This window comes from Rhodococcus sp. NPDC055024, from assembly GCF_053608585.1.
The window spans coordinates 259,176-279,852 of sequence record NZ_JBSGVT010000009.1; the positions used below are offsets into that span (position 1 = coordinate 259,176).

Annotated in this window: 19 protein-coding genes; 13 read left to right on the forward strand and 6 right to left on the reverse strand. The window is 61.8% G+C overall.

The features are described 5' to 3' along the window. Positions 1 to 621: 621 nt before the first annotated feature. The 3 genes from ACWF6P_RS20385 to kstD all read right to left on the reverse strand — a co-directional run bounded on the left by ACWF6P_RS20385 (position 622) and on the right by kstD (position 5,026). Positions 622 to 2,385, reverse strand: coding sequence for a cholesterol oxidase substrate-binding domain-containing protein (locus ACWF6P_RS20385; protein ID WP_452622253.1), 1,764 nt, complete (start codon positions 2,383 to 2,385; stop codon positions 622 to 624). A gap of 69 nt (positions 2,386 to 2,454) precedes the next feature. After that, the gene (locus ACWF6P_RS20390; RefSeq protein ID WP_214886859.1) at positions 2,455 to 3,312 is read right to left on the reverse strand and encodes a MaoC/PaaZ C-terminal domain-containing protein; all 858 of its coding nucleotides are present in this window, start codon (positions 3,310 to 3,312) and stop codon (positions 2,455 to 2,457) included. Beyond that, positions 3,302 to 5,026, reverse strand: a complete 1,725-nt coding sequence (gene kstD / locus ACWF6P_RS20395; protein ID WP_452622254.1) for a 3-oxosteroid 1-dehydrogenase — start codon at positions 5,024 to 5,026, stop codon at positions 3,302 to 3,304. Before kstD ends, ACWF6P_RS20390 begins: the two co-directional genes overlap by 11 nt. Positions 5,027 to 5,141: 115 nt before the next feature. Between kstD and ACWF6P_RS20400 the strand changes: the two genes are divergently transcribed. The 6 genes from ACWF6P_RS20400 to ACWF6P_RS20425 are packed head-to-tail and all read left to right on the forward strand — an operon-like array spanning position 5,142 to position 10,721. Beyond that, positions 5,142 to 6,740 (forward strand): FAD-binding protein, encoded by a 1,599-nt coding sequence (locus tag ACWF6P_RS20400; protein ID WP_452622255.1) that lies wholly within the window; start codon positions 5,142 to 5,144, stop codon positions 6,738 to 6,740. Positions 6,741 to 6,743: 3 nt separating this feature from the next. Continuing rightward, complete coding sequence (locus ACWF6P_RS20405; RefSeq protein ID WP_452622256.1) at positions 6,744 to 7,529, forward strand: 2-keto-4-pentenoate hydratase; 786 nt, start codon at positions 6,744 to 6,746, stop codon at positions 7,527 to 7,529. An 8-nt stretch (positions 7,530 to 7,537) separates the two neighbouring features. After that, positions 7,538 to 8,440 carry an acetaldehyde dehydrogenase (acetylating) gene (locus ACWF6P_RS20410; protein WP_378448253.1) on the forward strand — a complete coding sequence of 301 codons (903 nt, stop codon included), beginning with the start codon at positions 7,538 to 7,540 and terminating at the stop codon, positions 8,438 to 8,440. A 5-nt stretch (positions 8,441 to 8,445) separates the two neighbouring features. Further along, positions 8,446 to 9,480, forward strand: a complete 1,035-nt coding sequence (gene dmpG, locus ACWF6P_RS20415) for a 4-hydroxy-2-oxovalerate aldolase (protein WP_378536156.1) — start codon at positions 8,446 to 8,448, stop codon at positions 9,478 to 9,480. Between the two features lie 3 nt (positions 9,481 to 9,483). Further along, positions 9,484 to 10,236 carry an SDR family NAD(P)-dependent oxidoreductase gene (locus ACWF6P_RS20420; RefSeq protein ID WP_452622257.1) on the forward strand — a complete coding sequence of 251 codons (753 nt, stop codon included), beginning with the start codon at positions 9,484 to 9,486 and terminating at the stop codon, positions 10,234 to 10,236. Continuing rightward, positions 10,233 to 10,721 carry a VOC family protein gene (locus ACWF6P_RS20425; protein WP_452622258.1) on the forward strand — a complete coding sequence of 163 codons (489 nt, stop codon included), beginning with the start codon at positions 10,233 to 10,235 and terminating at the stop codon, positions 10,719 to 10,721. The genes ACWF6P_RS20420 and ACWF6P_RS20425 overlap by 4 nt, the downstream gene beginning before the upstream one ends. Here the strand turns inward: ACWF6P_RS20425 and ACWF6P_RS20430 are convergent. Next, positions 10,708 to 12,315, reverse strand: coding sequence for an FAD-dependent monooxygenase (locus ACWF6P_RS20430; RefSeq protein WP_452622270.1), 1,608 nt, complete (start codon positions 12,313 to 12,315; stop codon positions 10,708 to 10,710). The genes ACWF6P_RS20425 and ACWF6P_RS20430 overlap by 14 nt on opposite strands. Before the next feature lie 821 nt (positions 12,316 to 13,136). Here ACWF6P_RS20430 and ACWF6P_RS20435 point away from each other — a divergent pair. The 6 genes from ACWF6P_RS20435 (at position 13,137) to ACWF6P_RS20460 (ending at position 17,688) form a co-directional block, all read left to right on the forward strand. Continuing rightward, positions 13,137 to 14,312 (forward strand): alkane 1-monooxygenase, encoded by a 1,176-nt coding sequence (locus ACWF6P_RS20435; protein ID WP_452622259.1) that lies wholly within the window; start codon positions 13,137 to 13,139, stop codon positions 14,310 to 14,312. Beyond that, positions 14,309 to 14,479: a rubredoxin gene (locus ACWF6P_RS20440; protein ID WP_314673806.1), complete on the forward strand. Its 171-nt coding sequence runs from the start codon at positions 14,309 to 14,311 to the stop codon at positions 14,477 to 14,479. The genes ACWF6P_RS20435 and ACWF6P_RS20440 overlap by 4 nt, the downstream gene beginning before the upstream one ends. 30 nt (positions 14,480 to 14,509) lie before the next feature. Continuing rightward, positions 14,510 to 14,701 carry a rubredoxin gene (locus tag ACWF6P_RS20445; protein ID WP_007734094.1) on the forward strand — a complete coding sequence of 64 codons (192 nt, stop codon included), beginning with the start codon at positions 14,510 to 14,512 and terminating at the stop codon, positions 14,699 to 14,701. Then, entirely contained in the window at positions 14,701 to 15,957 is a 1,257-nt protein-coding gene (locus ACWF6P_RS20450; protein WP_452622260.1) for an NAD(P)/FAD-dependent oxidoreductase, read from the forward strand. Before ACWF6P_RS20445 ends, ACWF6P_RS20450 begins: the two co-directional genes overlap by 1 nt. A 74-nt stretch (positions 15,958 to 16,031) precedes the next feature. Then, on the forward strand, positions 16,032 to 16,658 hold the full coding sequence (locus ACWF6P_RS20455; protein WP_452622261.1) for a TetR family transcriptional regulator: 627 nt from the start codon (positions 16,032 to 16,034) through the stop codon (positions 16,656 to 16,658). Between the two features lie 196 nt (positions 16,659 to 16,854). Continuing rightward, positions 16,855 to 17,688, forward strand: a complete 834-nt coding sequence (locus ACWF6P_RS20460) for a hypothetical protein (protein ID WP_378546477.1) — start codon at positions 16,855 to 16,857, stop codon at positions 17,686 to 17,688. 73 nt (positions 17,689 to 17,761) lie between these two features. On the opposite strand, the gene ACWF6P_RS20465 is transcribed toward ACWF6P_RS20460, so the two are convergent. Beyond that, entirely contained in the window at positions 17,762 to 18,133 is a 372-nt protein-coding gene (locus ACWF6P_RS20465) for a hypothetical protein (protein ID WP_007734099.1), read from the reverse strand. Between the two features lie 2 nt (positions 18,134 to 18,135). Beyond that, entirely contained in the window at positions 18,136 to 19,296 is a 1,161-nt protein-coding gene (locus ACWF6P_RS20470; RefSeq protein ID WP_378448259.1) for a Rieske 2Fe-2S domain-containing protein, read from the reverse strand. 195 nt (positions 19,297 to 19,491) lie between these two features. Between ACWF6P_RS20470 and hsaA the strand changes: the two genes are divergently transcribed. After that, a complete protein-coding gene (gene hsaA / locus ACWF6P_RS20475) occupies positions 19,492 to 20,667 on the forward strand; it encodes a 3-hydroxy-9,10-secoandrosta-1,3,5(10)-triene-9,17-dione monooxygenase oxygenase subunit (protein WP_452622271.1) in 1,176 nt (391 codons plus the stop codon). Positions 20,668 to 20,677 lie beyond the last annotated feature (10 nt).

A 20,677-nucleotide genomic window follows, 5' to 3' on the forward strand; every position in this document is an offset into this window, starting at 1 on the left:
CACACGAATTCGGCCCCGGCACGTCCCTGCCCTGCGGTACTGCTTGCGGGTAGTTCATCTCTCCCGCATCTCTTGATTCGTTCCTTGCTACGAGAAAAAAGATACAACACCCCCGTGAGAATGTCTACTCTGACCGCTGTAGATATTTTGTTGCGAACTTTCTAGGTATTGCAGCTCGGAAACGACCCGGTCATGGGGGGTGAGAGCGCGCGGTGTGAGTCGTACGAGGTGGATCTGGGACAATGTTGCGATGCGAAATACCCCGAAGTCCGAGTCGTTGTTGCGTGCCCGCGCGGAGAGGGAAGAGCAAACCAGCCCCTCCGAGCATCCCGCAGGTGTTACCTCGAACCACGGAGAGGACGCGGCGCCGTCCGAGCCTGGGACACGCAGCAATAGTGCCTCGATTCGGTCTGCTCGATCTGAGCTCTCGACCCACGCCCGGGCGGTGGAAAGCATGCACGAGGCGATGCATCCTGATCGCGGTTGAGTCAGTTAGTTGGTCGGGGTGCGGGGACTCCTTCATCCCTCTCGCTACAACGCACGACGGCCGCCGCACTCCTGAAAAGCAGGGGAGTGGCGACGACCGTCGAGTTGCCAGAGTGTGCGTTTAGTACTTGAACCTCAAGGCAGCAACTGATCCAGGAAGGTGTTGCTGAAGACCTTGTGTGGATCCAACGCGTTGTAGGCGGCGTTGGCGGTGTCCCAGTTGTCGCTCGAGGGAACACCCTCGCGGTAGGTCTGGGGGAGGCCCTGGGTGATGATCGGTGTGTCGGTGTACGGCTTGTCGGGACCGAACGCCCAGCCCTTGGACCACTCGGGGCGGAAGGTGGCGTCGTTGTTGTTGTAGTGATTGCGCATCCACTGTTCCATTTCGCGGTAGAACGCGAACATGCCGGGAGTTCCCGGGACGCCGAGGACGTTGAGCCAGATGGCGGTGTCCCATTCCGGATGGTCGGGGCGAGGGCGCATGGCCGAGATGGTGGGGGCACCTGCCGAGTCGACCTCGACCTCGGACGGTTGATCGAGCCCGCAGCAGCGGATTTCGACGGGGCCGTTGAGGGGGAACTGTCCGATGGAGCGGTAGTACTCCATGCGGCCGTTGAACCACTGGGTGAAGTCGTGGATGACCTGGCCGATGTTGGCGCGAGAGGTGATGACGGCTCCGCCGCCCTCGGTCAGGCGCAGGGTAGTGGCCCGGATGTAGAACTGGACGTCCTTGGACCATCCCCACAAGTCGTTGGAGAACGTCGCGGCGAGTCCGGCAACGGTGGTGGCGTACATGATCTGCCCGAATGCCGGTGCAATGCCCGGGTTTCCGGCATTGATCTGGCCGATCATGTCGGTGACAGGTTCGGGAAGGTTGTCGGAGAAGATGTAGTTGTACGGCCCGGTCACCTCACGCGCGAACGGCGGTTTGGTGGGGGCAAGTGACCACACCTTCATCCAGGGACGTTCCGTGAAGGGGTACCAGATTGCTTCTGCGCGACCGTTTTCGCGGACGAACTTCTCGAAGGTACGTCCGGAAGCGCCGCGGGCACCGAAGAGTTCCTGCCAACCGATGTCGGTGTGGCTGACGCAGCGCATGCGGTAGTTGGGAGCGGCCTGCAAGGTGACGGAGGTGAGGAAGGTGCGTCCGAGGTGAGTCAGCAGCGGCTTGATCGCCGCGTCGCTGCGTGCATACGTCTTCAGCGCGTATTCGCTACCGTTCCAGACCACTGCGGTCAGGGACGTGACGAGGTTGGAGAGTGAGCCGAAAGTCTGTCCGGGAACGCGTGCTTCGCCTTCGGCGGGAAGAGCTGCGCCGTGAGCGTCGACGGCGAGGCAACCGGCGATGGTCAACACACCAGGTGCCGGCAGGTTCGCGAACCCGAGTCCCTGTGCCTGCAGCGCCGTGGTGATGGCGTCGAGGGTCGCGCCGGGTCCTGCGGTGACGGTGGCCGGGCTACCACCCGCGTTGACGGAGACGCCGGTGAGATGGACCGTGGTGTCGGCGAGAATGACCTTGTCGACCGGCGCACCGTTGACGATGGTCAGCGGCGTCCAGCCGTGCATGGCACCGCGGGGGCGAATGGTGTAGCCGTTGGCATGGCCCCAGTTGGCGAGGCGGACTACGTCTTCGGGCGTCTTGGGCGAACAGGTCCAGATCGCATCGAGCATGATCTCCTTGGACCAGTTCTGATATGCCTGCTGGTAGAGGGCGATGCCCTCGGGGAAGGCAGGCGGCGGGGTGAGGGTGGAGACGGGGCCACCCGCGGAGCCGGAAGAGCCGGCGGGGACGGCATAGGCCGGCGTCCAGCCGGCGAATGCGGTCGCTGCCACGGCACCGGCTCCAGCGGCCATGAAACCTCGTCGGGACAGTCGGAACTTTTCGTCTTGTGCCGTCATCTTCGGGCTACTCCATCGGGTTCGAGAACTACGGTGAGTTCTAACAGGTGGGTATCAGACAGGGTGGTATCAGACAAGAGTGAGAACTACGTCAGCCAGGGCAGGAGCTTCACGCTCCAGTACAGAAGCTGAGATCAGGAGTCGCCCATTGTCTTTCCAGATCTGGATACTCAAGTTCTCGCCGGGAAACACGACCCCGGCAAAGCGGGCCCGAAATCCGGCTACCCGACTGCTGTCGCCGTCGAGCATGGTATCCACTGCGGTCTTGCAGACCATTCCGTAAGTACACAGTCCATGCAGGATAGGCGCTGGAAAGCCTGCCGCGGAGGCGAATTGCGGATCCGAGTGCAACGGATTCCGATCACCGCACATCCGATACAGCAACGCCTGCTGTGGAAGCACAGGTGTCACCACTGTCGCATCTGGTTCCCGATCCGGAAGCGAAATCGACTCCGACGGACCACGTTCACCCCCGAAACCACCCTCTCCGCGGGCGAAAATCGACGAGCGGGCAGTCCAGAGCGGGTTACCGTCGGCGTCGACCGTGACGGATTCCTGCACGATCACGGCGGCCTTGCCCTTGTCCCAGATCTCGGCGATCCGCGTGGTGGTGCGTCCACTACCGCTTGCCGGGATCGGCTGATGGACAGTGACTTCCTGGCTTCCGTGTACTACCTTCGCCAGATCGATTTCGACGCCGGGGAACGACACCTTCGGTGCCTCGGTGGCGTGGAAGTTGGCGGCGACGGTGGCGAAGGTGGGTAGCACCTGAGGCTTTTCGTCGTCGAGGTAGCGCAGTTCGTTCGGATCGAGCGGACGCGCACCTGCTCCCAGTGCCAAATGGTAGTGCTGCACGTCCGACGGGGTCCACGAGAACTCTTGTGGCGCAAGCTCGGCGCCGAGTGCGATCTTCGGATCAATTGGCATGGTCGACCGCCGTCTTTTCAGCTGCAGGTGCCGTGGTGGTCTCGGCCTTCTTCGCACGCTCGACGATGTCGAGTACGGCCAGGTAGCCGAAAGTCATTGCGGGACCGATGGTCGCGCCTGGACCGGCGTAGGTGTGGCCCATGACCGGAGCGCTCGCGTTGCCCGCGGCGTAGAGGCCGTCGATGACGCTTCCGTCTTCGCGTAGTGCTCGGCCGTTGACGTCGGTGCAGATTCCGCCCTTGGTGCCGAGGTCACCCGGAACCATCTTGATGGCGTAGAACGGGGCCTTGCTGATCTCGGCGAGGCTGGGGTTCTTCAGTCGGGGATCGCCGTAGTACGCGTCGTAACCACTGTCGCCGCGGCCGAAGTCCTCGTCCTTGCCGTTGCGCGCGAAGCCGTTGAACCGCTCCACGGTTTCAGTCAGCGATGCGACGGGAAGCCCTGTCTTCTCGGCCAATTCGGCAATTGTTCCCGCCTTGACCACGATGCCGGCCTTGAGCCAGCGGCCGGGGAAGGGGGAGCGCGGAGTGATACCGGCAAACGTGTAGCGGTTACGGTAACGCTGATCGAGGATCATCCAGGTCGGGATGTTCTCACCAGGGCCTTCGCCCTGGCCGTACTCGCCGCCGTACATCGCATGGGTTGCCTCGACGTACGGAGCCGCCTCGTTGCCGAAGCGCTTGCCCGACATGTTGACCATCATGCAGCCGGGGAGCGTGCGCTCGGAGAGAGCGAACCACGGTCCGCCGGTCAACGGAATGGACGGGCCCCACCAGGCGTCGTCCATGAAATCGACTGCAGCGCCGACTTCTTGGCCTGCGCGGATGCCGTCGCCGGTGTTCGCCTTGGCGCCGACGGTCCATTCGGTGCCGATGGGCCCACGCTGGTACTTCTCACGCATTTCCTTGTTGTGCTCGAATCCGCCGGATCCCAACACAACTCCGTGGCGAGCGCGGATGACCTGCTCCTCGCCGTCGACGAGGACGTTGACGCCGCGAACCGCGCCGTCTTCGGTGTAGAGGGAGGTCAGCGGGGTGTTCAGCAGGATGGGCACTCCGGCGGATTGAAGCCCGAGTCGAATGCCGGCGACCAGTGCCTGGCCACGAACCAACAGATCCTTCTTGGTGGCCTTGGCGGCGAGGAATCGCATGCCGACCTTCATGGCGCGCAGCGGTCCGCGCGGATTGCGCATCAGCAGGTTGAGCCACTTGTAATCAGCCTGGGTGATGACGAAGTTCTTGGGGGCCTTGACGTAATCGGGCTCGAGATTCTTACGGTCGGCGCCCAACTTGTTGCCGTCGAACGGGGTGGGCTCGACACTGCGGCCACCGAGGCGTCCGCCGGGAGCTTCCGGGTAGTAATCGGAGTAGCCGGGGACCCACTGCAGTTCGAGCGGGCTGTTCTTCAGCACGAACGAGAGCATCTCGGGGCCGCGCTCGAGGTAGGTGTCGATGCGTTCGGGAGCGACGACGTCGCCGATGATGCTGTGCAGGTAGGAACGTGCAGCCTCTGGTGTATCGGTGACACCGTCCGCCTGAAGTGCCTCGTTGTTGGGGATCCAGACCCCACCACCGGAACGGGCGGTCGATCCGCCGTAGTGGGCGGCTTTCTCCACGATGACCACACTCAAGCCCTGGTGGGCTGCGGTCAAGGCCGCTGTCATACCTGCGGCACCACTGCCGACGACGACGATGTCGTATTCCTGCTTGCTCATGTAGAACACGTTATAGAATGATGGGGGTGTCAGTCCATGCTTTCTGCCAGGAAGTATTTCCGGACGTTGTCATTGATAACGAAACACGTTGCAGTGAAATTGAGGATGGTGCGGTGTGACCTGGGATACTTCGGTTGACGTCCTTGTGGTCGGGTTCGGTGTGGCGGGCGCCAGTGCGGCGCTCGAAGCGGTAGCGGCCGGTTCGTCGGTTTTGGCCATCGACCGAGCGCTCGGTGGCGGTGCCAGCACGATTTCCGGGGGAATCTACTACGCCGGCGGCGGCACCGTGATTCAAAAGGAAGCCGGAGTCGAGGACAGTCCCGAAGCCATGCTCGCCTACCTGAACCGCGAGGTCGGTGACGCGGTGACGCCGCAGACGCTGCGCCGGTTCGTCGACGAGAGTCCGGCGTCGATCGACTGGCTGCGCAGTCACGGAGTGCCGTTCGAGGCTTCACTGTGTCCGTACAAGACGTCGTATCCGAGCAACAAGCACTACCTCTACTTCTCGGGTAGCGAATCGGCCGGCGGGTTCCGTGACATCGCAAAACCTGCTCCGCGCGGTCATCGCGCCAAGGGGAGGGGCACGTCGGGGAAGATGCTGTACAGCCCGCTCGCGAAGTCCGCGGCGGCCAAGGGCGTCCAACTTCTCGGCCAGACGCGAGCGGACCGGCTGATCATCGAGGACGGCCGGGTGATCGGCGTCGAAGCACTGACTCTTGGCGACGCACCTGCCGGTGTTCGGCGCCGGCACGCGACGCTCGGATCGTTGTCCTCCAAGCCCGGCGTCTACGCGCCGCAGTTGCGCACGATTCTCGACGCACTCATCGCGAACATCGAGAAGAAGCACGCCAAGCGGATTCGCATCCAAGCTCGGGGCGGCGTGATCCTCAGCGCCGGCGGCTTCGTGTCCAATCGCGAGATGATGCGTACCCATGCTCCTGCCTACAAGGGCGGTATCCCGCTCGGCACGTCGGGCGACGACGGCAAAGGCATCAACCTCGGTATCGAAGCCGGGGGCGCAACCGACAAGCTCGGCAATGTTTCCGCCTGGCGATTCATCGTCCCGCCGAGTGCTTTTCTCGGTTCCGTTCTGGTGGGGGAATCCGGTGCGCGAATCGTCGACGAGTCACGTTACGGTGCCGCTCTCGGTCAGGCGATGGCGGAGAAGAGCAGCGGAATCGGTTGGCTGCTGGCAGATTCCGAGCTTGTTCGCGAAGCGAAGTCGCAGATCAGTGACCAGTCGATGTGGTTCCAGCGGGTGCAGACCACCGGCATGATGCGTACCGCGGTGCGTGGCAACACGATTGCCGAGGTCGCTCGCAAGGCGGGGATAGACGTCGCCGGCCTTCAAGCCACAGTCGACGCGCACAACTCGGCTGCCGCTGCCGGGCAACCCGATCCGATGGGTAAGCCGTCGGACTTCGTCAGGCCGATACTGAGCGCGCCGTTCACGATGTACGACGTCTCGATCAAGCCCAACATGATGAATCCGTGCCCGATGCTCACGCTCGGTGGATTGGTGGTCGACGAATCGTCCGGCATGGTGAAAAACGAGGCCGGGGAGGGTATCCCTGGCCTGTATGCCGCCGGCCGTACCGCTGTCGGTATCTGTTCCAACTCGTATGTGAGCGGCTTGTCGCTCGCCGACTGCGTGTTCTCCGGACGACGAGCCGGTCAGCACGCAGCCGCATTCTCCACAGTCGGAAAGGCCTGAACGATGCTCTCGACGCAGATCCGCGGCGAACTTGCCGACCACCTCGATTCGGCGGAACGGGACCGCGCTCCGATCAGCCCGCTGATCGCCGACTATCCGGACATCGACGTCGTCGACGCCTACGAGATCCAGCTCATCAACATTCGGCGTCGTGTTGCCGGTGGCGCAAAGGTGGTCGGACACAAGGTCGGACTCTCGTCACTGGCGATGCAGCAGATGATGGGCGTCGACGAGCCCGATTACGGTCACCTGCTCGCCGAGATGGAAGAGTTCGAGGACCGTCCGGTCGACACGTCGCGCTTCTGCTTCCCACGCGTCGAGGTGGAGGTCGCCTTCATTCTGGGATCAGATCTGCCGGGCGCCGGGTGCACCGAACAGGATGTCATCGACGCCACTGTTGCCTACGCGCCGTCCATCGAGTTGATCGACAGTCGGATCAAGGACTGGAAGATCGGGCTCTCGGACACCATCGCAGACAACGCGTCCTCCGCGGGGTTCATCCTCGGCAAGGAACGAGTTCGCCCGTCGGACATCGACATCAAGGCCATCGACGCGGTTCTGACCTGCAACGGGGAGCGGATTGCGGAGGGGCGCAGCGATGCGGTACTCGGGAACCCGGTCACCGCGGTTGCGTGGTTGGCGCAGAAGGTCGACACCTTCGGAGTTCGGCTCAAGGCCGGCGACATCGTGCTGCCGGGTTCGTGCACGCGAGCGATCGACGCTCATCCAGGCGACAACTTCCGAGCCGAGTTCAGCGGCCTCGGCTCCGTCTCTCTTCAGTTCACGTAGGAGTAGTCATGACCAAGGCAAGTGTGGCGATCGTCGGATCGGGAAACATCAGTACCGATCTGTTGTACAAATTGCAGCGTTCCGAGTGGCTGGAGCCGCGATGGATGATCGGAATCGATCCCGAGAGTGAAGGATTGGCTCGCGCTCGCAAGATGGGGCTCGAGACCTCCGCCGAGGGTGTCGACTGGTTGCTGAACCAGGCGGAGAAACCGGACCTGGTGTTCGAGGCGACGTCGGCATACGTGCACCGCGAGGCAGCACCCCGCTACGAGGCCGCGGGTATCCGCGCCATCGACCTGACTCCAGCCGCGGTCGGCCCGGCCGTGGTTCCGCCGGCGAACCTGCGTGAGCACCTCGACGCACCCAACGTCAACATGATCACTTGCGGTGGGCAGGCAACCATTCCGATCGTCTACGCGGTGTCGCGAGTCGTCGACGTGGCGTACGCCGAGATCGTCGCCTCCGTTGCATCGTTGTCCGCCGGTCCGGGAACCCGCGCGAACATCGACGAGTTCACCAAGACCACCAGCCGCGGTATCGAGACGATCGGTGGCGCCAAGCGCGGTAAGGCGATCATCATCCTCAACCCCGCAGACCCGCCGATGATCATGCGCGACACCATTTTCTGCGCCATTCCCGAGGACGCCGATCGAGCCGCGATCACCGACTCCATTCACCGCGTCGTCAAGGACATCCAGCAGTACGTGCCCGGCTACCGGTTGCTCAACGAACCGCAGTTCGACGAACCGAGTGTCGTTTCCGGTGGATACGCCACGGTCACAACATTCGTCGAGGTCGAAGGTGCAGGCGATTTCCTGCCGCCGTACGCGGGCAACCTCGACATCATGACGGCAGCAGCCACCAAGGTGGGCGAGGAAATCGCCCAGAAGCTTCTGAGTGTGAAGGCGTGAGCGACATGATTCATTTCGATTCGAGCTGGGACATCCGCGTCACCGACACATCGCTGCGCGACGGCTCCCACCACAAGCGTCATCAGTTCACCGTCGAAGAAGTGCGAGCCATCGTCGGCGCCCTCGACGGAGCCGGAGTGCCGGTCATCGAGGTCACTCACGGAGACGGTCTCGGCGGGTCCTCCTTCAACTACGGTTTCTCGAAGACTCCTGAGCAGGAACTCATCAAAGCTGCCGTCGAGACCGCGACAAACGCGAAGATCGCCTTCCTGATGCTGCCCGGACTGGGCATCAAGGACGACATCGTCATCGCACAGGACAACGGTGCGTCCATCTGCCGCATCGCAACTCACTGCACCGAGGCCGACGTATCCATCCAGCACTTCGGCCTCGCGCGTGAGCGCGGACTCGAAACAGTCGGATTCCTCATGATGGCTCACTCGATTCCGCCGGAGAAGCTGGCCAAGCAGGCTCGCATCATGGCCGACGCGGGTTGCCAGTGTGTGTACGTGGTCGACTCGGCCGGCGCGCTGGTACTCGAGCAGGTATCCGATCGCGTCGAGGCGCTGGTTCAGGAACTCGGCAACGACGCTCAGGTCGGCTTCCACGGCCACGAGAACCTGGGCCTGGGCGTCGCCAATTCCATTGCGGCAGTTCGTGCGGGAGCCAAGCAGATCGACGGTAGTACCCGTCGGTTCGGTGCCGGCGCCGGCAACGCCCCGGTCGAGGCGTTTGTCGGTGTCTGCGACAAGATCGGAGTCAAGACAGGTATCGACTTCTTCGCGATTGCCGATGCAGCCGAAGACGTTGTGCGCCCAGCAATGCCGCAGGAGTGCCTGCTCGATCGTCAGGCACTGATGATGGGCTACGCCGGCGTGTACTCGAGCTTCCTCAAGCATGCCGAGCGTCAGGCCGAGCGGTACGGAGTGTCGTCCGCGGAACTGTTGGTGCGTGCAGGTAAGCGCAAGTTGGTCGGCGGACAGGAAGATCAGTTGATCGACATCGCGCTGGAACTCCAGCGCGAAGCAGCGGCTTCCTAGCCCATGGCAGACGTACTGGCCGGAAAAGTGGCCTTGGTGACCGGCGCGTCCTCAGGGTTGGGGCGCGCCGTCACCGAGATTCTCCACCGCAGAGGCGCACAGGTTTTCGGTATCGCCCGCGACAAGGAAAAGCTGCGGCAGTCGATGGTCGAGGTGGTCGGCACGGACGGTGAGCGTCGTTACGCAGCGACGGACGTCTCGGATTCCACTCAGTGTGATGCGGCCGTGCAAGCGTGTGTCGACGAACTCGGTGGTATCGACATCCTCGTCAATGTGGCGGGATCCCACTCGCTTCGTCACACGGCGGATATTGCGGATTCCGAATGGGCACATGACCTTGCGGTCAATCTGAACGGACCGTTCTTCCTGTCCCGAGCAGCACTGCCGCACTTGCTGGAACGGGGCGGCAACATCGTCAACGTCTCCTCGATTGCGGGACTGGAAGGGCAGGCGTATTCGGCTGGATACTGCGCTGCCAAGCACGGGCTCATCGGACTGACCCGGGCGATGGCGATGGAGTTCACCGGAAAGTCTCTGCGTGTCAACGCAATCTGCCCCGGCGGCATGATGACTCCTCAAGTCACCGGATTCACCTTCCCCGACGGAGTCGACTTCGATCTCGTCATGAAGGTTGCGTCGCCGCGTGGCTTGATGGAAGCCGAGGACGTCGCGAAGATGGTGGCTTTCGTTGCCTCCGACGACGCCTCAGCGATACACGGGGCCGTCTACTCGGTGGACAACGGAAAAATGGCATGACCCCGTTGGTCTCGGGACCGATCTTCCAGATCTGCTGGGTGGTCGAGGACATCGAGGCTGCCGAACAAGAGTTCACTCGGCAGTGGGGAGTGGAGCGGTGGCTACGTATGCCAGACATCGCCTTTGGTCCCGAGACCACAACCTTTCGCGGGGAGCCCGCAGACTATGTCGTGCACGTGTCGATCGGATATGCGGGCAGCCAACAGCTCGAGCTGATCCAACCAGTGTCCGGACACAACCTGTACACGGAATTCCTGGAGACTCACGGCGTCGGAGTTCATCACCTGGCCTGGGTTCCGGACGATTACGAGGCGACGCTGGTCGAGGCCGAGCGTCGCGGAATGCCGGTGGTGCAACAGGGTCGGGTAGAGGGCGCCGGCATGGAGTTCTCCTACCTCGATGCCGGGCCGTTGGGTGGATATGTCGAGTTGATGAAGCTCTCACCCGAGATCCGGCTGATGTTCGCTTCGCTCATTCCTGATTGACGGCAAACACTTTCGCGAAGTAGTCGGAAACGTTCTCCGGGTGACCACGGAATCCGAGGTAGCCGTCGGGGCGGATGACCAGCGCCGCCGTACCTTCGACTCCGTACGCGGCGCACAGCTGCGAGTCGTTGTCCTCGATGATCGGCACCAGCGAATCGACGGGCACAGTTCCCGGTGGCACTATCGCATAGACGTCCAGCAAGCCGTGCGCTGATCGAATTGCGGCGTCGGCGACCTTCTCCAGACCGTTGATGCTCTCCGCGGATCCGTCCGAAGTCAGCAGTAACGTGTGGTCGACTCCGGACAGCAAGTCGAACAGCCGAATTGGATACTGCACACCATCTCGGCGCAGACCGCGCGCATCGGGTGCACGCTCGCCCGGTTGGACGTGTGGACTCGAAGAATCACGCCCGCTGTTCAGCGGACTCTCCGAGTAGTCGATCAACAATTGAGCCTGGCGCCGCATTGCCGTGTCGATCGAGGACTCTCCCGAACCGATTCCTTCTCGAGCATTTCGGACGGTCATCCCGACGACTTCTTCACCAACCGGCCGTCTTTCGGCGTCGTAGGTCTCGAGAAGATCTGCTGTTGCAACGCCTTTGACGGCGAGCGCTACCTTCCATGCGAGATTGTGGGCGTCCTGGATCCCGGTGTTCATGCCCTGCGCTCCAGTCGGGGGATGGATGTGCGCGGCGTCGCCGGCGACAAAAACCCGTCCGCGACTGTATGCGTCGACGATGCGGTGGCTGATGCGGAAGACCGAGGACCATCGCAGCATCGAGGCGGTTGTCGGTTCTGGGGACAGTCTGTCGAGCACGGCCTGGATGTGATGGAGTTCAGGTGTCTTGCCGGTTGAAAAACCGTGTTGTACAGAGGCTTTGTTCGACGATTCGTCCGGCATCAAATCGTCCGGAACGAGCATCGACATGCGGTACCGCTTGTGTCCGGGAAGTGGGATGCACACGAGTAGATCGTCGGTGGTTCCGTCGTCGCTGGTGTGGTTGGCGCGCACCGCGTAGCCGCTGGGGATCGACCAGTCGACTTCGACGTCACCAAGCATGTAGCTTTCGGCAAACGCGCCGCCCTCGAAGCTCAGGCCCAGCCCTTTGCGGACCACGCTGTGCGCGCCGTCGGAACCCACCAGGTACTGGGCCGTCACGGCGCTGCCGTCGCTGAGGGTGCAGGTGACGGCGTCGTCGGATTGTTCGAATGCGGTGAGGCCGACTCCGCGTTCGACGGTTGTTCCCAATTCGGCGAGGCGCTCGGTGAGGATGCGCTCCGTCGAGTACTGAGGCAGGCAGAGAAACCAGTAAGGAACGTCGTCGGGGAGGGTGAGGTCGACGCGGCCGACCTCGACGCCGTTCGTGTACATGATCTGACCGCGCATCAATGTCGAGGCGTCGAGTGCCTGGCGGAGCACCCCCATGTTCTCGAAGAGTTCGAGTGTGCGTGGCTGAATCCCGACGGCTTTCGCGTATTGCCGCGGTTCGTCGAGGGGGTCGACTATTCGACAGGAGATACCGCGTCTGCGCAGCTCGATCGCGGTGGTCAAACCGATCGGGCCGGCGCCCGCTACCAATACGTCGGTATCCATGAGGACCCACTCACGTCGGGGACAGTCGGTCATTTCAGTATGGGTAAGCGAACTTTCGTTTTGGGGAAATTCGCGCAAATCGGACATCGAGAGGTTGAGTCTCGCGCCGACTGTCCGTCCGCGCACCGACTGTTTTGCGCTATTGCTCGGCTTCGAAGCCGAGCGCGATTCTCCTGCACAGAAGCGTGAGCTCGACCTCGTCGACGCGTGGCGCGTCGTCCCATGAATCGACGTCGTTCCAACTCACTGAACTCGGAGCGCCGAAGGGCCGAAGGGCCTGACGAAAACGTGCTGATGAAAGTGGGGGACGCTTCGCCCGGCGATCGCGGAGAACACGAATTCTGGAGTCAATTCCGAGTCGAGGGCACGTGAGACGCACCAGACCGCGTGTGCGATGGCGAGTGCTTCAGGTTCGGATAGTGAAGGCAATCCGGACACGTGTCGACGGGTCTCGACGAACACATATCCAGGAACCGAACGGCCGTCTGGCTGAGGAGGCCGATGGGAGACAACGACGAAGTCGTCCTCGAATATTCGGGGGCTGACGAGCGGGCCTGTTCCTTGGTGTTTGGCGCATATTGCGCACGCTGACGTCCCCATTCCACTTTTGTACCGAGTGTGGCGCGGTGGCGGAAGATTTGCGATCAGCCCGAACGGAGGGTTTATCTAGATGTACAAATCAGCATGTTTGTAAAAGTTTTTCCTTGAAAATCGTTGACAAAACACTGTCATTTGTCCACTCTCTATACATAGATGTTGTTCGTGTCGCGGATTGCCGCGCAGGACGCACTCACTGATCCGAACGAGAACTGGAGAATTCGATGGCGGCGTTGGTGTACACCGAGCCAGATGGCCGGCTCGCAACATGGAGAGACCGGAAACGCTACTTGTGGTTGTTGGCGCTGATTCCGTCATCGGCAACTTTCATCGCGGTGGGGCTTGTTGCCGCCACCGGATGGAATGTCTTCTGGTGGACCGGCCCACTGATCGCTTTTGCCCTCATTCCCGTCATCGACATTCTGGCGGGTGAGGACGGGAAGAATCCACCCGACGAGGTGATCGACGAACTCGAGAACGACCGCTTCTACCGGTGGTGCACCTACGCCTATCTGCCGTTGCAGTACACGGCCTTCTTCCTGTCCTGCTACATCTGGGCGCGTTGGGATTTGAGCGTTCTCTCCAATATCGGACTCGCAGTGACGATCGGTGTGACGGCCGGAATCGGCATCAACACCGCCCATGAACTCGGGCACAAGAAGGAGAGCGTCGAGCGCTGGTTGTCCAAAATCGTTCTCGCGCAGAGCGCTTACGGCCACTTCTACCTCGAGCACAACCGTGGCCACCATGTGCGAGTGTCGACTCCGGAAGATCCGGCGACCTCGCGCTTCGGTGAGACCCTCTACGGTTTCTGGCCGCGCAGCGTCGGCGGAGGATTGAAGTCGGCATGGCATCTCGAGAAGACCCGCTTCGAGCGTTTGGGCACCACGCACTGGAGCATCAAGAACGACGTGCTCAATGCCTGGCTCATGTCGGTTGTTTTGTTCGGTGTCGCGCTTGCAGTGTTCGGGATCGGCATCGCGCCGTACCTCGTGATCCAGGCGTTCATCGGGTTTTCGCTGCTCGAAGCGATCAATTACCTCGAGCACTACGGACTCCTGCGTCAGAAGACCGCAAGCGGACGGTACGAGCGCTGCACGCCGGCGCACAGCTGGAACAGTGATCGCATCTGCACCAACGTCTTCCTTTATCACTTGCAGCGGCACAGCGATCATCATGCGAATCCGACACGGCGCTACCAAGCGCTTCGCAGTATGGAAGAGGCGCCTCAGCTCCCGAGCGGCTACGCCAGCATGATCATGCTCGCCACAGTTCCGCCCCTGTGGCGCAAGGTGATGGACCACCGCGTTCTCGAGCACTACCGAGGTGACATCACTCAGGTCAACATCGCGCCGAAGAAGCGGGCCAAGGTCCTCGCGGCCTACGGGGTGAACGCATGAACGCCTACACCTGCCCGATCTGCGATTACACCTATACCGAATCGACAGGCGCTGCGCGAGAGGGCTTTCCGCCCGGCACGCCGTGGTCGAGCATTCCGGACGACTGGTGCTGCCCCGACTGCGGCGTCCGCGAGAAGGTCGACTTCACCCTCGTCACGCAATCCTGATCGAAATATCCACCGGTGAAAGGAAAACCGATGTCCGAGACTGCCACTGCTTACAAATTGTTCCGCTGCCTCCAGTGCGGGTTCGAATACGACGAAGCGATCGGCTGGCCCGACGACGGTATCGAGCCGGGCACTCGCTGGGACGAGATTCCCGAAGACTGGTCCTGCCCTGATTGTGGCGCTGCCAAAGTCGATTTCGAAATGGTGGAGGTGGACCGCTGATGACAGCGGTCAGCGAACCCGACATCCGGACCGTCGTGATCGTGGGCACGGGCATCGCCGGTTCCGGTGCGGCGCAGGCTTTGCGCAAGGAAGGGTTCGGCGGCAGCATCATCCTGATCGGCAGCGAACCTGAGGAGCCGTACCGTCGTCCGGCGCTGTCGAAGGAGCTACTGTCCGGGAAAGCGTCGATTGATCGGGTTCGCTTGCGGCCGTCGACGTTCTGGGCCGAACAGGGTATCGACCTTCGGATCGGCGAGACTGTCACCGGTATCGACACAGATTCCCGCACAGTATGTTTAGCTGACGGTGACAGCATCGACTACGACGTTCTGATTCTTGCCACGGGTGGACGGCCCCGACGATTGGCCGCTGAAGATTCCGAGCGCGTTCACTATCTGCGCGATATCGCAGACATGCGACGCTTGCAATCCCAGCTGATCGAAGGATCCTCGCTACTGGTGGTCGGCGGTGGCTTGATCGGATCCGAGGTGGCGTCAACGGCACGTGACTTGGGTTGCAGTGTGCAGGTTCTCGAAGCGCAACCGCTGCCCCTGTCCAGGCTGCTTCCACTGTCGATAGCGGAGAAGATCGCCGCGCTGCACACTTTGGCCGGCGTCGCCTTGCAGACGGGAGTCGACCTCGAGACGCTCACGACGGGTGCCGACGGCGTCACCGCACACGGGCGAGACGGACGCGAGTGGACAGCGAACCTGGCCGTCGTCGCAATCGGATCCTTGCCCGATACCGATGTGGCTGCTGCTGCGGGTATTGCGGTGGACAACGGGATTTCGGTAGACCGATACCTCAGAACATCTGTCGATGGTGTGTACGCGATCGGCGATGTGGCCAACGTGCCCAACGGTTTTCTCGGCGGCATGCACCGCGGCGAGCACTGGAACACTGCGCAGGACCACGCCGTCGCAGTTGCCAAGACCATTGTGGGGAAGGTGGAACCTTTCGAATCCGTGCCGTGGAGTTGGTCGAACCAATTCGGCCGCAACATCCAGGTAGCCGGTTGGCCAGGTGCCGACGACACCGTGATCGTCCGAGGAGACTTGGACTCCTATGACTTCACTGCGATCTGCATGCGCGACGGGAAGATCGTCGGCGCTGTGAGCGTGGGCCGGCCGAAAGATATTCGGGCCGTCCGAACCCTTATCGAACGCTCTCCGGACATCAGCGTCGACGTACTCGCCGATACAAATAGGGATCTGACCGAACTTGCGGCGGGTCTTGTCGCCTCACCGGTGCTCTGAGTGTGCTCGTGACTTCTGTGGCTTGCATGTCCACCGTTTTGACACCGAGCACGGGCGATGGAAATCTTCCCGATATGTCCACCGCTCGTGCCCGTGTCCCGTACCACGAGGCAGCTCGTCAACTCCTCCATGCGTCAGCGCTCGACGCCACACGCGAACTCTTGACCGAGAAATCGTGGAACGACATCACGATGGCGCATATCGCCGAAGCTGCTGGTATGAGCAGGCAGACGTTGTACAAGGAGTTCACGTCTCGCCAGGGATTGGCGTCCGGATACCTCATCCGGTTTGTCGACGAGTTCCTCGAAGAGGTGGAACGCGAAGTAACGCTGCATCATTCGGATCCCCGCGGTGCGGTCTCGGCTGCATTTCGTGCCTTCTTCGACGCCGGTGCCCGGGATCCGATGGTGGTCAGTATTGTCGGTCCTCGTCCGCAACATGACCTGCTGAGCCTGGTCACCACCGACGGGACTCCGCTGCTCGGACATGCGAGCGCGAGGTTGGCCGAGATCTTCATGACCAGTTGGGCAAACGTCGACCGCATCCATGCCGAGATGTTCGGCAGCACGATAGTGCGTCTGGCGATCAGTCACGTAACGTTGTCTTTCGGTACCCCCGATCAGATCGCCGAGAACCTGGGGGAGATGTTCGGGCCGTTCCTCGATCAGGTCATCGGTTCGGGCACAGCCGAAAAGAACTGAGGCGACAGGATCGATACGGTTTCCGAGCTAGGACGGAAGTTCGATCGAGCGTGATCGCCGTAGTTCTTTGGTGGGAAATATCGCCATTATGTGTGAATCCGCGTCTCACTTCTCGGTAGCGTGCCGTGCGTAGATCGAGGTGCGATCCACAGGGGTGGCTCTCGTGAATTTCCGTCAACGATGGAGGAATTCGAAGATGAAGAGCCGCAATAAGTCTCGAGTGATGTCGACAGTCGCGCTAGTTGCAACATTTGTCATGGCCGGTGCAGGTGTGGCAATTGCCGACGAATCCTCGTCAGGGTCTTCCGGCAGCGGATCGCTCGGCTCCTCCGGTGCGGCAGAGATTGATCCGTTGACCTTCGACGGTTGGGGCACGTGCCCGATCGAGGATCTCGAGGTGACGACGTGCGCCAGCGTCGTAGTTCGCGGAGGGACCATGAAATTGGGCGCACTTTCGGTGCCGATCCCGGACGGCAGTCTCAAGGTTGCAGGTGGGGTGAAATACGCGACCCAGCCCGACAACAGTTTTATCGAGACGTTCGTTGCCAAGCAGGACGGGTCCAACGGGGTCTATTCCAACCCGATTTCGGTACCAGGAGGTGCGCTCGGGATCGATACTCCGCTCGGACTGACTCAGATCAGCGCGACAGTCGAATCGGTGGGAGTCCCCGATCTGAAGGTCCTCGAGCAGGAACTCACGATGCCGGTCCGCTTGAAACTGTCGAATCCGTTGCTGGGCGACGATTGCTACATCGGTTCGGTCTCGAATCCGATCAATCTTCACTTGACCACAACGGGAAACCCACCATCGGAACCCATCGGCGAGTTTCCCGGCGCGGTGTTCCCGGCAGTCCCACATTCGGATGCTGTGTTTGCGGCGCCGGGAGCCAGTGGATGCGGACCGTTGGGTGCGCTCAACTGGGCGGTGAATCTCCGCGGGGGAGTGCCGGCAGTCAGCGGAAAGAACTCGCTCACCACGTCGAGCGACGTCTACGCGGTGGCTGCACGGAAAGTGCGACCGCCCGCCTGACGGACGCACAGTTGCCGGAACGTAAAACGAGGACCGACCCGTGGTGGGTCGGTCCTCGTTCTGCACAATCAGGTCAGCTGACCTCGGGATCACGCACTGTGATGGTGCCGTCCCTGACTGCGTCGGCGATGCTGTCGTGCAACTTCGGGCATCCGTCTTTCAATGCCGTCGACTGACCGGAAGCAATTGCCTCTTTGAAGGTGTGGCAACGCAGCGCCGGGTCGGAAGTCCACTGAACGCTGGTGTGCTTGTACGTGTTCTTGCGAACCAGTACGCAGGCACCGCATGCCTTGCAGTCGACTTCCTGCAGACCCGAGTCGAGGTATTCGTGCTTGTCCTCGATCGTCTGGGCCGCGATCGCCTCGAGCCGTTCCGTTTGCCCGGCAAAGTCCGGTGCCTTGGCCCAACGAGCCCACCGTGCGTCGGTTCCGATCGAGGCGCTCACGATTAGACCTCTGCTTCCTTCTTTGCCGCTTCTGCTGCAGCTTCCTTCTCGGCCTTCTGGCGTGCGAGGTTTTCCTCGACCTCGGCGTGCCAGGCTTCGTTTGCCTTGGTGGTGTCCACCTCGAACTCGAAGCGCTGCGTCATCTTCTCGGTGACGTCTGCCTTGTCAACGTAGAACTGCTCGTACCAGCGTCGTAGCTGGTAGACGGGGCCGTCTTCTTCGCAGAGAAGGGGATTCTCGATCTTGGTCTTGTTTTTCCAGATCGCGACGTCCTGCAGGAAGCCCTCGCTGATGCCCTCGGTGAACTTGCCGGCCAGCTTGTCGGCCATCTCGTCGGAGACACCCGTCGGCTTCTTCACCGTCACACCCCACTGCAGCACGAACGAGTCCGGGCTGATCGGGTAGTGGCAGTTGATGAGAACACTCTCGACCTCGTATCCGCTGTAGCTGTTCCACAGGGGATTGACCATGTACGACGGTCCGTAATACGCAGCTTCGGAGCGAAGCAGCGTGTCGCCGCCGTACTGGGAGGCCATTCCGATGTCGGGACGGCCGGTGGTGTTGAGGTACTGAGTGGCGATCTCACCTTCGAAGACGTTCTTGAAGTACGTCGGGAAGGCGTAGTGGATGTAGTAGAAGTGCGCCATGTCGACCACGTTGTCGATGATCTCGCGGCAATTGGACCCCTCGATGACCATGGAGTTCCAGGTCCAGTCGGTCCATTCGTCGCTGTAGGCGCCCTCGATACGAGGAATCACGATCTCCTCGGGCGGCGGATTGCCCTCGGGGTCGTTCCAGACGAAGAGCTGGGCGTTTTGCTCGAGGGTCGTCCACGCGCGGGTGCGTGCGAGCGGGGGCACGCGACGGGCATAAGGAATGCCGGTGCACTTGCCGTTGCCGCCCCAGCGCCAGTCGTGGAAGGGGCAGGCGATGGAATCGCCCTTGACCTCGCCTTGTGTGAGGTCACCGCCCATGTGACGGCAGTATCCGTCGAGAACTTTGATGTCGCCCTTGCTGTCGGCGAACACCACGAGCTTCGTACCGAAAGCCTCGATCGCGTGCGGTTTGCCGTCCTTGAAGGTCTTCAGTAGACCCAGGCAGTGCCAACCGCGGGCGAAACGAGTCTGCACCGTTCCGACGTCGATCTCGCGAATCTGCGCCATTGTGACCTCACATCCCTTCTAGCTGTTAGTAGAACACGTTATAGAACTCGATCCGGTTCCGCCAGATTTTGGGGGCACTTGTTACAGCATTGCGGCCACAAACGGGACCTTTGTCAGCGTCTCGACAGAAAAGAGAACGTGTTCTAGTCTCAAGTGTAAGTGAACCAACCGATCGAGGAAGACGGGAGCGTCGAAGTGGGTAACCATGACAGCCACGAGGTGATGCAGAGGCTCGACGCACTACTGCCGGCACTGCGCGAGCGCGCACAGGAGACCGAGGATCTGCGTCGTATCCCCGACGAGTCCATCAAGGCTCTTCAGGAAACAGGCTTCTTCCGCTTGCTGCAGCCGAAGCAGTGGGGCGGATACGAAGCCGATCCGGTGCTGTTCTACTCCGCGGTCAAGAAGATCGCCAGCGCGTGTGGTTCCACAGGATGGGTCTCGTCGATCATCGGCGTACACAATTGGCACCTCGCCCTCTTCTCTCAGCAGGCACAGGAAGACGTGTGGGGCAACGACACTGACGTTCGCATCTCGTCCTCTTACGCCCCGATGGGTATGGGTGAAGTAGTCGAGGGCGGATACAAGGTCAACGGTGCGTGGGCTTGGTCCTCGGGTTGTGACCATGCCAGCTGGGCCGTTCTCGGTGGTCCGGTGTTCAAGGACGGCCGCGCGGTCGACTTCGTGAGCTACCTGATTCCTCGCGAGGACTACCAGATCGACGACGTGTGGAATGTGGTCGGTCTGCGTGGAACCGGCTCCAATACCGTTGTGGTCAAGGATGTTTTTGTTCCGACGCATCGCGTGCTGAGCTTCCGGGCGATGAGCGAACTGACCGCCCCGGGCCTCGAGAACAACACCGCGCCGGTCTACAAGATGCCGTGGGGAACCATTCACCCCACCACGATCTCGGCACCGATCGTCGGAATGGCTTACGGCGCTTACGAAGCGCACGTCGAGCACCAGGGCAAGCGTGTGCGCGCTGCGTTCGCCGGCGAGAAGTCGAAGGACGATCCGTTTGCCAAGGTGCGCATCGCCGAGGCGTCCAGCGACATCGACGCCGCGTGGCGTCAGCTCTCCGGCAACGTCGCCGACGAGTACGCGTTGATCCTTGCGGGCGAAGAGGTTCCGATGGAACTGCGTCTGCGCGCTCGACGTGACCAGGTGCGCGCCACTGGCCGTGCGATCGCCTCGATCGACAAGCTCTTCGAGAACTCCGGTGCCACGGCGCTGCAGAACGGCACGCCGATTCAGCGTTTCTGGCGCGATGCTCACGCTGGTCGCGTCCACGCCGCCAACGATCCCGAACGCGCGTACGTCATGTTCGGAACCGGCGAATTCGGTCTGCCGATCACCGACACGATGGTCTAGAGGAGGCTCC